Origin of the sequence: Streptomyces sp. FH025 (assembly GCF_017427025.1) — a bacterium.
Classification (GTDB): Bacteria; Actinomycetota; Actinomycetes; order Streptomycetales; family Streptomycetaceae; genus Kitasatospora.
On sequence record NZ_JAFLNG010000220.1, the window covers coordinates 1 to 10,796 of the forward strand.

11 protein-coding genes are annotated in these 10,796 nt (G+C 70.9%); 5 read left to right on the top strand and 6 right to left on the bottom strand.

Annotated features, from left to right (window positions below; all coding sequences use genetic code 11):
* Nucleotides 1-146 precede the first annotated feature (146 nt).
* On the top strand, nucleotides 147-2,003 hold the full coding sequence (locus J0670_RS17505) for an ABC transporter ATP-binding protein (RefSeq protein WP_243437154.1): 1,857 nt from the start codon (nucleotides 147-149) through the stop codon (nucleotides 2,001-2,003).
* 202 nt (nucleotides 2,004-2,205) lie between these two features.
* On the opposite strand, the gene J0670_RS17510 is transcribed toward J0670_RS17505, so the two are convergent.
* Nucleotides 2,206-2,343 (bottom strand): hypothetical protein, encoded by a 138-nt coding sequence (locus tag J0670_RS17510; RefSeq protein ID WP_207812548.1) that lies wholly within the window; start codon nucleotides 2,341-2,343, stop codon nucleotides 2,206-2,208.
* 259 nt (nucleotides 2,344-2,602) lie between these two features.
* Nucleotides 2,603-3,337, bottom strand: a complete 735-nt coding sequence (locus J0670_RS39255) for a hypothetical protein (protein WP_243437155.1) — start codon at nucleotides 3,335-3,337, stop codon at nucleotides 2,603-2,605.
* A 159-nt stretch (nucleotides 3,338-3,496) separates the two neighbouring features.
* Between J0670_RS39255 and J0670_RS39260 the strand changes: the two genes are divergently transcribed.
* The 3 genes from J0670_RS39260 to J0670_RS17535 all read left to right on the top strand — a co-directional run bounded on the left by J0670_RS39260 (nucleotide 3,497) and on the right by J0670_RS17535 (nucleotide 5,763).
* Nucleotides 3,497-3,709, top strand: coding sequence for a hypothetical protein (locus tag J0670_RS39260; protein ID WP_243437156.1), 213 nt, complete (start codon nucleotides 3,497-3,499; stop codon nucleotides 3,707-3,709).
* A 291-nt stretch (nucleotides 3,710-4,000) separates the two neighbouring features.
* Nucleotides 4,001-4,489, top strand: a complete 489-nt coding sequence (locus J0670_RS17530; protein ID WP_207812539.1) for a tetratricopeptide repeat protein — start codon at nucleotides 4,001-4,003, stop codon at nucleotides 4,487-4,489.
* Nucleotides 4,486-5,763, top strand: a complete 1,278-nt coding sequence (locus J0670_RS17535; protein WP_207812540.1) for a glycosyltransferase — start codon at nucleotides 4,486-4,488, stop codon at nucleotides 5,761-5,763. The genes J0670_RS17530 and J0670_RS17535 overlap by 4 nt, the downstream gene beginning before the upstream one ends.
* 67 nt (nucleotides 5,764-5,830) lie before the next feature.
* On the opposite strand, the gene J0670_RS17540 is transcribed toward J0670_RS17535, so the two are convergent.
* Together J0670_RS17540 and J0670_RS17545 are read right to left on the bottom strand one after the other, a co-directional pair.
* Entirely contained in the window at nucleotides 5,831-7,114 is a 1,284-nt protein-coding gene (locus tag J0670_RS17540; RefSeq protein ID WP_207812541.1) for an MFS transporter, read from the bottom strand.
* A 126-nt stretch (nucleotides 7,115-7,240) separates the two neighbouring features.
* Nucleotides 7,241-7,939: a TNT domain-containing protein gene (locus J0670_RS17545; protein WP_207812542.1), complete on the bottom strand. Its 699-nt coding sequence runs from the start codon at nucleotides 7,937-7,939 to the stop codon at nucleotides 7,241-7,243.
* A 278-nt stretch (nucleotides 7,940-8,217) separates the two neighbouring features.
* On the opposite strand from J0670_RS17545, the gene J0670_RS17550 reads away from it, so the two are divergent.
* The gene (locus J0670_RS17550) at nucleotides 8,218-9,273 is read left to right on the top strand and encodes an IPT/TIG domain-containing protein (protein ID WP_207812543.1); all 1,056 of its coding nucleotides are present in this window, start codon (nucleotides 8,218-8,220) and stop codon (nucleotides 9,271-9,273) included.
* Nucleotides 9,274-9,426: 153 nt separating this feature from the next.
* On the opposite strand, the gene J0670_RS17555 is transcribed toward J0670_RS17550, so the two are convergent.
* Entirely contained in the window at nucleotides 9,427-10,374 is a 948-nt protein-coding gene (locus J0670_RS17555; protein WP_307806564.1) for an AraC family transcriptional regulator, read from the bottom strand.
* A gap of 230 nt (nucleotides 10,375-10,604) precedes the next feature.
* A partial coding sequence (locus J0670_RS17560; RefSeq protein WP_207812545.1) for a hypothetical protein occupies nucleotides 10,605-10,796 on the bottom strand: 192 nt, incomplete at its 5' end.

The following is a 10,796-nucleotide window of genomic DNA, read 5'->3' on the forward strand; positions in this document are numbered from 1 at the left end:
GTTACGGCGGCCGTGGCGGGGGCTACGGCGGAGGCCGTGGCGGACGCTACTAGTCGATCCTGTTGATCCGGCCATAGCCGGGCTTCGCGCCCGGCTATGGCTCGTTCCGGGGTGGACGACGATTCCGGGGTGGACGACGAGGGGTGATGACCACGATTCGCTCCATGCGGACGGCGATGCGGCGCCTGGTGACCGTCTCCCAGGATTCCGACGAGATCGTCGAGGCCGCACCGCCGGTCCCGATGCGGGAGCTGTTCCGGCGGTTCTGGCCGTACACGCGCGGTCGCCGGCGGTGGCTCATCGTGATCTCCTTCATGATCGTGCTGGGGCCGGTGGTCGACACCGCCGAGATCTGGCTGTTCAAGATCGTGATCGACGACATGCTCGTCCCCCGCAACCTGCAGCTCTTCCTGCCGATCGCGCTCGCCTTCGTCGGGCTCACGCTGGTCTCCGGCGTCATCGGCTTCGCCGACGAGGTCATCTCGACGTGGGTGAGCGAACGGTTCCTGCTCAACCTGCGGTTCGACGTGTTCCGCCACGTCCAGGGACTGTCCCTCGGGTTCTTCGAACGCCGGAAGCTCGGTGACATCCTGAGCCGCGTGACCGGCGACGTCGAAGCCGTCGAGACGTTCCTGCTCTCCGGCATCGCCACCGCCCTCTCGCACGTGGTGCAACTGGTTCTCTACCTCGGACTCCTCTTCTACCTGCGGTGGGACCTGACCCTGCTGGCCCTGGTCATCGCCCCGCTCTTCTGGTTCACCGCCCGGCGCTTCGCCGGCCCGATCAAGGCCGCCTCACGCGAACGGCGCCGGCGCAGCGGATCGATCAGCGCGACCGCCGAGGAGGCCTTCGGCAACATCGCGCTCGTGCAGGCGTACAACCGCCAGCGGTGGGGGCAGGAAAGGTTCCAGCGCGAGAGCCTCGGCCGCTACCGGGCGACCATGGTGTCGACCCGGATCGGCGCGACCTTCGGACCGATCGTGGACGTCATCGAGCTGATCGGCGCGTTGGTCGTCATGGGCCTGGGGACCTGGGAACTCACCCAGGGCCGGCTCACCCTGGGCGGGCTGATGGTCTTCCTCACCCTGCTGAGCAGGCTCTACTCCCCGATCCAGGGCATGTCGGAGCTCAGCAACACCTTCTTCGCCGCCTCCGCCGGCGCCGAGCGGATCGTCGAGCTGCTCGACCAGCGCCCCCAGGTCACCGAGGTCGCCCAGCCCCACCGGCTGCGGCACGTCGAAGGAGCCGTCGAATTCGACGGCGTCCACTTCCGCTACCCGGAGACGACCCGGTCGGCGCTCTCGGGCGTCTCCTTCACGGCGGCCCCAGGCGAGACCGTGGCACTGGTCGGGACGAGCGGCGCCGGAAAGTCCACCGTCGCGAAACTGCTGCTGCGCTTCTACGACCCCGACCAGGGCGCCATCCGCCTGGACGGGCACGACCTGCGCGGCATCGGGCTCAGCGACCTGCGCGACCACGTCGCGGTCGTCCTCCAGGAGACCCTCGTCCTGCACGGCACCGTTCGCGAGAACATCGCCTTCGGCCGCCCGGGCGCCACCGAGCGGGAGATCATCGCGGCCGCCCGCGCCGCCGACGCCCACGACTTCGTCACCGGGCTCCCGGAGGGATACGACACCGTCGTGGGCCAGCGCGGCCGGCTCCTCTCCGGAGGACAACGCCAGCGCCTCGCCATCGCCCGCGCGATGATCCGCGACGCACCCCTCCTGATCCTCGACGAACCCACCACCGGCCTCGACGCCGAATCCGGCGAGCGCATCCTCCGGCCCCTGCGCCTGTTGATGAGCGGCCGCACGACGATCGTCATCTCGCACAACCTGCTCAGCGTCCGCGACGCGAGCCAGATCGTCTTCCTCGAACACGGCCGGGTCGCCGGACTCGGTACCCACGAGGAACTGCTCGCGAGCAGCCCCGGGTACGCCCGGCTCCAGCTCCTGCACGGTCCGCCGAACGGCGCGTCCCCGGTCGACGAGCTCACCCCCTGACCGTCCTGACCCGGACGGCCCGTGGCCGCCGCCATCCGTGGCCGAACGGGTTTCCCGAGGTGACGGGTATTCGGATCAGGCTCTTCCGACGGGCCGGGGCCGGGTGGGTGATGTTCGGCAGGCGGGAGTGGAACGCGACCGTCGAGGCACACCTACGTACACCCACAGGTCTTTCTGCACGAGGGTGTTCACGCCTCGCCTCTCAGAAGGATTCCTCCATGAAGAAGAACTCGCTTCGAAGATCCCGTGTCAGATCCATCACCATGCTGTCGACCGCGGTGGCGCTGGCCGCGACCGTCAATCTGGCGTCGACCACGGCGGCCCTGGCCGACGCGATCACGCGTTCCGTCAGTACCGACCACGCGAACGTTCCGGGCCCGAACGGTGCTGTGAGCTCCGACCTCGGCCATCGCGTGGCCCGGACGGCAGACTCTGACGGGGACGAAGATTCCTGGGAATGGAACTGGAACTGGGGGGACGATGGCCACCACCACCATGGTGGCCACGGCGGCCAGGGCACGCAGGGGCCTCAGGGTCCGCAGGGTGCTACGGGCGCTCAGGGCCCGCAGGGCACCCAGGGCACCCAGGGCACCCAGGGGTCACAGGGCAATCAGGGCGCCACCGGTGCTCAGGGTGCGACGGGTGCTCAGGGTGCTGCGGGCACTCAGGGTGCGCAGGGTTTCCAGGGCAACCAGGGCAACCAGGGTTCGCAAGGTAGCCCGGGCGCCACCGGCGTCCAGGGTGCTCAGGGTGCGCAGGGTTTCCAGGGCAACCAGGGTTCGCAGGGCGACCCGGGCGCCACCGGTGCTCAGGGTGCCACCGGTGCGCAGGGTGCGACGGGTGCTCAGGGTGCTCAGGGTGCTGCGGGTGCTCAGGGTTTCCAGGGCAACCAGGGTTCGCAAGGTAGCCCGGGCGCCACCGGTGCTCAGGGTGCTGCGGGTGCTCAGGGTGCTCAGGGCAACCAGGGTTCGCAGGGCGATCCGGGCGCTACTGGTGCCCAGGGTGCCACCGGTGCTCAGGGTGCGACGGGTGCTCAGGGCGCTGCGGGTACTCAAGGTGCTCAGGGCTCGCAGGGCACTCAGGGCACGACGGGCGCTCAGGGTCCGCAGGGCAACCAGGGCGCGACGGGTGCTCAGGGCTCCCAGGGCAACCAGGGCACGACCGGCGCTCAGGGTCCGCAGGGCAACCAGGGCGCGACAGGCGCGACGGGTGTTCAGGGGTCGCAGGGCACTCAGGGTACGACGGGCGTTCAGGGTCCGCAGGGCAACCAGGGTGCGACGGGTGCTCAGGGCTCGCAGGGCAACCAGGGCACGACCGGCGTTCAGGGCGCTCAAGGCTTCCAGGGCACCCAAGGCACCCAAGGCACCCAAGGTCCGCAGGGCTTCCAAGGCGACACCGGCGCTCAGGGCGCTCAGGGCACCCAGGGTGTCCAGGGAGCGCAGGGCTTCCAGGGCACCCAGGGCGCCCAGGGGCCGGCCTCCGGAGCGCAGAGCGTGGTCATCACGGCGAGCGGCATCGGTACCGCCACGGCGACCTGCCCGGCCGGCAAGTTCGCGGTCGGCGGTGGCTTCCAGGGGCTCTCCGCCGACATCGCCTCCAGCCTCCCGGTCGGCGGTTCGGCCACTACTCCGGCCACCGGTTGGCAGGTCAACACCCTCGTGCTGCCGCTCACCGAGGTCACCGCGTTCGCGGTGTGCGCCCCCTAGGCGCTCACCTTCCTCTCATGAGAAATCGGCGGTGCCCGGATTCTCGGTCTGCGGACCGCCGCCCGGCTCACTCGGTTCCGACTTCCACGGGCCGAGTGAGCCGCATCATCGGATCGGCGAGGTGGAGGTTCTGTGAACCGAAGATGGTTGTGGAAGGGCCTGGCCGGGACGGTGGCCGTCGCGGCGGTGGGGAGCTGGCTCCACCTGTCCGCAGCGGACTCCACCGGCGCGGTCTCGTCGGATTCGGGGGGATCGGCGCGGTCCTCTCCCGGCGTCCCCTCACGTGGGGAGGTGCTGCTCCAAGCAGGGATCGAACAGGGCGAGTTGAAGAACTACGACGTGGCGGAGAGCATCTTCCGCCAGGTCCTGGAGCTGGATCCCGGCAACAAGCTGGCGTGGTACAACCTCGGTGTCATCGCCCAGCAGAACAACCGCTCCGCCGAGGCCCTCACCGCCTACGACGGTGCTCTGAAGGCCGACCCCGCCTACCAGCCGGCGCTCTTCAACAAGGCGATCCTGCTCGGACCGGGCGATATCGACCAGGCCGTCTCGATCCTGCGGAGGATCGTCGCCGCGGACCCGAAAGCCGCCACCGCGCATCTGAACCTCGGCTACGACCTGGCGAAGCAGGGACGCCGCGGTGAGGCCGAGGAGTCCTTCCGGACCGCCGTCCGGACCGACCCGTCGCTACGGCCCCTCGTCCCGGAGGAGTTCCGGGACTCCGTGCGCACGGCTCCGACCACCGAACCGACAGCCACTCAGGCAGGTGCCAACCGATGACGACGTCGCTCGCCACACCGAAGTTCTCCGTCTTCACTCCCAGCCACCAACCGCGCTACCTCGACGAGTGCCTCGCCACGCTCAAGGCGCAGAGCCGCTCGGACTGGGAGTGGATCGTGGTGCTCAACAACGGCGCGCGATGGCGGCCCGAGCATCCCGATGACCGCATCAGGGTGGAGGTCAACGACGGGATCAGGGGCGTCGGGGCGGCGAAGCGCCGGGCCTGCGAGCTGGCGGAGGGCGAGATCCTCGTCGAGCTCGACCACGACGACCTGCTGGCCCGCGACTGCCTGGCGGAGCTGGCGAAGGCCTTCGACGAGCACCCCGAAGCGGTGTTCGTGTACAGCCACACCGCCCAGATCACCGAGGACGGCGGCCGGGACGACTCGCGCTTCAACGAGGAGCACGGTTGGCGGTACGAGGAGGTGGAGGTCGACGGCCGCCGACTGCTCCAGGTGGTCGCGATGGCGCCGACACCGCACAACGTCTCCTACATCTGGTACGCGCCCAACCACGTGCGGGCGTTCCGCAGACGGGTCTACGAGCAGGTGGGCGGGTACGACGCCACGCGCACCGTGCTCGACGACCAGGACCTGATGTGCCGTCTCTTCCAGGCCGGGGACTTCCACCAGATCCGGCGCTGCCTGTACCTGCAGCGGATGCACCCGGGGAACACGCAGCGGGACACGGAGGTGAACGCGCACATCCAGCGTGAGACCGTCGCGCTGTACGACAGGTACATCGAGGCCAACGCGCTCGCCTGGACGAAGCGCCGCGGCCTGCTCGCCCTGGACCTCGGCGCGGCGCACCGCAAGCCTCCGGGCTACCTGGGGGTGGACCAGTACCCCGGAGAGGGCGTCGACCTCGTCGCGACCCTGCCGGGGCGCCTGGACCTCCCGGACGACTCGGTCGGCCTGCTCCGGGCGGTGGACTTCCTGGAGCACGTGCCCGAGAAGGTCCCGCTGATCAACGAGCTGTACCGGCTGCTGGCCCCCGGTGGGATGCTCCTCACCATGACGCCCAGTTCGGACGGCCGGGGCGCGTACCAGGACCCGACCCATGTCGCCTTCTACAACGAGAACTCCTTCTGGTACTACACGGACGACCAGTACCGGGCCTTCGTCCCGGAGATCCGGGCCCGGTTCCAGAGTTCGCGGCTGGTCACCTACTTCCCGACCGAATGGCACTCACGGAACAACATCTCCTACGTCGTGGCGAACCTCATCGCGATGAAGGACGGCGCCGAGCGGTGCGGGGGCCTCTTGCTGGTGTGAGTCGTCGGCTGTGAGTCGTCGACGTGATCGCCGGGGTCGACCGTGAGGCCGCGGGCCCGCCGGAGCGCTAGGACGCCCGCGCCGCCCGTTCGACCCCGGCGAGCATGTCGCGGGGGAACCAGAGACTGCTCGCGCCCGCCAGGGCGACGGCCGCCGCCCCGGTCAGCACCGGCACGATGCCGACCCGTGAGGCGAGCCACCCGCCGACGAAGGCGCCGACGGGCACGGTGGCGGTCAACACCGCCTGGAGGAAGGCGTTGACGCGGCCCAGGAGGTGGGCGGGGGTGACGAGCTGCCGTCCGGTGGTCATGGCGATCGACCACACCGTGGCCAGCAGCCCGAACAGCACCTGGTACAGCACCAGCACCGGGAAGGCCGGCCCCAGGGAGGCCGCCGGGATGAGGAAGAGCGCCGCGCCCGCGCCCACCGCGCACACCCGGATCGCCCGGGCCATGCCCAGCGCCCGGGTGACGGAGGTCGCGGCGAGCACGCCCGCCCCCATGCCGACGGCGTACGCGGCGTAGACCGTGCCGAGCTGCCACGACGGCAGCCCCAACTCCCGGTCGGCGTACAGGACGAACAGGCTGCTGCCGGCGCCCCCGCCCAGGTTGAGTCCGGCCGCCGCCAGGGCCTGGCGGCGCAGCAGCGTCTCGCGTCGGATCACCGCCAGCCCCTCCCGCAGGGCCTCGATCCGGGACCTCGCACCCGCGCCCGCACCCTCCGCGGTCCGGTTCAGCGAGGCCGGCAGTGCGAGGAACAGGGCCCCGCCGACGGCGTAGGCGGCGCACTCCACCAGCAGTGCCGGGGCCGGGTCGACGACGCCGATCAGGATGCCGCCGAGCGCCGGGCCGCTGATGAGGCCGACGGTCCGGGCCCCGGTGAGCGAGGAGTTGGCCGGCAGGAGGCGCTCCGCGGGCACCGCGCGGGGCAGGCAGGACTGCGACGCGACGCTCTGGGCGGAGCTCAGGGCGCCGGAGAGGGCGGCCGCGGCGAACAGATGCGGCCAGGTCGGCCCGCCCAGCGCGGCCGCGAGCGGCACGCTGCCGATGGCGGGGACCTGGAGCCAGGACACGGTCACCAGCAGGCGGCGCGGCCGCGCCCGGTCGACGGCGACACCGATCAGCGGACTCAGCAGCACACCCGGCAGGTAGGTCATCGCCATGAGGGCGGAGGCGCCCAGCGGCCCGGCGCCCAGATGGACGATGGCCAGCAACGGGAGTGCCAGGGCGGTGACTTGGCGCCCCACCGAACTCGTCAGCTGCTCCGTGACCAGGAGCGGCAGCGGCCGGGGGCGGCGCAGCGGCGAGGACAGCGCCAGGGGGAGGTTCCTGAGGGATGAGTTTGCCTGCATGCCTTTGAGCATCGGTCATGGAGCGGCCCGCTGTTCGCGGGTCCGTCGATTCCGCGTCGACCGTACGGCCGGAGGCCCTCGGCCACCGTGCCGGGGTGGTCGAGGGCCTCCGGGCGTGAGTGGCGGTCAGACGGCGCCCTTGTTGTTGACGCACTTGCTGACGTCGGTGATCGGCTTCAGGTAGTTGTGCTTGATGAGGCCGGCGACGTTGTAACTGTCCGCGCCGAAGTCGGTCGGCTTGAGTGCGGGGTCGAGCCACTGCTGGATGCCGTACCCGGGCTGGTTGAAGAAGGCGGCGATGTGGCCCTGCTGGACGGGGAAGCTCTTGGTCACCTGGTAGCAGTGGTACTTCGTCGCGGCGTCGTTGAGCGAGTCCGTGGGAATTGCTCGTTGGGCGTAGGGCGTTCCGCCGGGCGCGAGGTAGCCGCCTCCTTCGCCGCCGAAGCGGTCCAGGTACTTGTTCACGACGGTCTGCTGCTTCTGCATGTCGATCTTGCCTTCGCTCTCCGCGAAGCCGTTGTTGCCGGGGTAGATCCAGCTGGTGCCGTTGCGGTACAGGCTGAGGAACTGGGCCGGCTCCAGGCCGCCGAAGCGGTGGTAGTTCGTCAGCAGTTTCCCCACCTCCCCGGTCGGCAACTTGGTCGGGCCGAGTTCCGGCAGACCGCAGTAGTAGACAGCGGGGTCGGCCGTCGGTTTGAGGCTGTCGCAGTCGGTGGGGAGGGCCCGGTGGGAGGCCGGTGCGGCGACGGCGGTGCCGGCCGTGGCCACGACGGTGAGCGGCAGGACGGCGGCGATGGGCAGGGCGATGAGTCTGAACGAACGCATGGGTGGGTGCCAACTCCGGCGGATGGGTGCGGACATGGGGTGCCGGTCGGCGCATGACGCCGGGAGGTGCCGGACGCGAGCGGCACGGTCATTGCACACGCGTACCGGTCGGTAGACGAACAGCACGGGGCGGTGGCCGCGCCGACAGCATCCGGACGGAGCAGCCGACCGCGCCGTTTCGGCGGCGGACCGGCCGGGTGGGCGCTGGATCGCGCCAATTGTGCTGCTGGTTCAGGAGATTGGCTGCCCGTGTGATCGATGGTCGCGAAAATTTTCGTATGCCTACGCTCATTCGACTGGCCGGAGTCGGCCTCGCCGCAGTCCTGTCCGTGACCACCGCCGCCGTGACCACCGCCGCCACGACGCCCGCCGCCTCAGCGGCGTCCGTTGACGGCCCGACCGTCATGCGTCAGCGGGTCGTGCTGACCCAGGCCGGGAACTACCCCACCGAGCAGAACCGGGACGGCGTGTTCTCGGTGAGCTGGAGGTCGATCGGCCAGGAGGACCTCACCGGGCCCACCCACTTCAGCGTCGACCTGCCGCCGGGGGTCACCACCGACGGCGCGATGTTCTACTCCACGCCGTACGACTACACCTTCACCCAGACCGTCTCGCCCGACGGCCGCCACCTGGAGGCCGTGCTCCAGGGCAACCGCCGCCCCGGCACCGACGAGTTCATGAAGATCCACGTCCATGCGGCGGGGACCGGCCCGATCACCGGCGCGATCACGGCGACGGTGGCGAACGCGAACGACCTGATCCCCACCGGGCACGTCTCCACGTACCTGTTCGGGCTCGGCCCGCTGCCGCCGACCATCGGCTCGCTCCCCTACGTCGACGGGGTGAGCGCCACCACCGGACCGGGCACGGGCGGCACGCCGGTGACCCTCACCGGCCACGGCATGGCCGGCGCCATGGTGCTGATCGGCGGCGTCCCGGCGCCCGGGACCTGCACCGACACCGCCTGCACGGTGACCACCCCGGGCGGCTCGGGCAGCGCCGCCGTCGCGGTGGTCGGGACGGGCGGCACGCTCCACGTCCCGACGCCCTTCGACTACGTCGGGGCTCCGCCGGCGCTCCCGTCGGCGCCCGTGCTGTCCGGGCTGAACACGCCGTCCGGCCCGGTCGCGGGCGGTACCCAGATCATCGTCACGGGCGACGAGTTGGCCTCCGGCACGGTCGCCTTCGGCGGCGTTCCGGCCAGCCGCTCCTCCTGCGGTCCGCAGCTGTGCACGGCCACCGCGCCGGCGACCGACGGGGCCGGGCCGGTCGAGGTCACCGTGACGACGGCAGGCGGCACCAGTGCGCCCGTGACGTACACCTACGTGAGCTGAGCGAGGGGGAGGCCGGGGGCGCGGTGATGAGGTGGTGGATCGGCGGTTCGGCCTTCCCGAACCGCCTTGGCGGGACCATCCACTTCGCATCGGAACCGTCGGACGATGTGGCTGGTCGATGCCCGATCGGATTCCCTCCCGGGAGGGAGGCGCTCAGGACGCGCGGCGCAGCGTTTCGGACGGCGGCCTGCCGTAGGCCTCCCGGTAGTGGGCGCTGAACCGGCCGAGGTGGGTGAACCCCCAGCGGCAGGCGATGTCGGTCACCGTGTCGCTGGAGCGGCCCTCCGCGACGGCGAGCAGGTCGCGGTGGGCGTTGTCGAGCCGCACCCGGCGCAGGAACGCCAGGGGAGTGGTGTTCAACTGGCCCCGGAAGCCCGCCCGCAGGCTGTGGAGGCTGACCCGGGCGCCGCGGGCGATGTCGGCCACCGAGATCGCCTCGTGCGCGTGCTCCTCGCAGAAGGCCGCGGCCCGGCGGACGGCGGTGGACAGGGGCGTCGGGCCACGGCCCGACAGCGCGTCGCTCCGCGTGTGCGGCTGGGCGTCCAGCAGGCCGTCGATCAGGAGCCGCTCGAAGTGCCCCAGCGCCAGCGGGGATCGGGGGGCGAGCGGGGAGACCGCGAAGTCGTGGAAGGCCCGGGCGAGTTCGAGCCAGGCCCGCACCGCGGGGTTGCGGCTGTCGAGGACGGGATTGAACCTTGGCGGTGTTCCGGGGGAGTCGCCCAGCCGTGCCTCCAGGTCGAGTTCGAGCGATCGGCTCGGAATGACCAGGATCCGGTTAAACGCCGCCGCGTTCCAGGTCATCGAGACCGAGGCCCCGGGGCCGATGACGCTCGGCTCGGGCGGTAGGGGAGCGCCGTTCACCGTGACGGTGCCCGTACCGGAGACCGGCAGTTGGATGTTGTAGAAGTCGGGGAGTTCTCCGGGGTGGACGCGGACGTCGGCGCCGTAGCCGAGTTCGTAGAGCGAGACGGCGCCCTCGTGGATGCAGCTGAATCGGGCGTTCAGCCGCTGGTCGCCCAGCACGGTCAGCTGGTGCGGTGCGAATCGCTCGGATACGGCGCGGTGCAGCTGCTCGACGCTGTCTCCCCCGTACAGGAGCACGATGTCACTCCTTGTCACTCCCTCGGAGCGTCATGGCGAAGGTCGGCGGTCATGGAATCAGAAGCCCGACAGGGTGTCAAGATCGACTTTTGGTTGCCGTCGCGCCCGTATGTCGGGGCTCGGTGGGTGTTCCGGGGTCATCCCATTCTCGGCGTTCCCTGTAGGGTCCGTCGAGTCCCGCCGTGCGGGGTTCGTTCCTTTTCGGTGGAGTGCCGGATTTCGGTAACTCCTCACTCGGGGGCGGCTGTTGACTTCCGGCGGGGCACGCTCGGGCGGTGGGTCGGGGTGTGCCCGTCGCCCGTTCGGCGGCCGCGCGGTCGGGCGGCACGCGCGCCGCGGTCGGGCGTGTACGGCCCGTCGCGCTCCGTCGGGGTGAGCGTGTCGAGCGCCGGAGTGTTCGCCATCCGGTCACGCCGGGTAGC

Coding starts and splice junctions, on each gene's coding strand:
- J0670_RS17505 (WP_243437154.1), top strand. CDS start 147: ATGACCACGATTCGCTCCATGCGGACGGCGATGCGGCGCCTGGTGACC.
- J0670_RS17535 (WP_207812540.1), top strand. CDS start 4,486: ATGACGACGTCGCTCGCCACACCGAAGTTCTCCGTCTTCACTCCCAGC.
- J0670_RS17540 (WP_207812541.1), bottom strand. CDS start 7,114: ATGCAGGCAAACTCATCCCTCAGGAACCTCCCCCTGGCGCTGTCCTCG.
- J0670_RS17545 (WP_207812542.1), bottom strand. CDS start 7,939: ATGCGTTCGTTCAGACTCATCGCCCTGCCCATCGCCGCCGTCCTGCCG.
- J0670_RS17550 (WP_207812543.1), top strand. CDS start 8,218: ATGCCTACGCTCATTCGACTGGCCGGAGTCGGCCTCGCCGCAGTCCTG.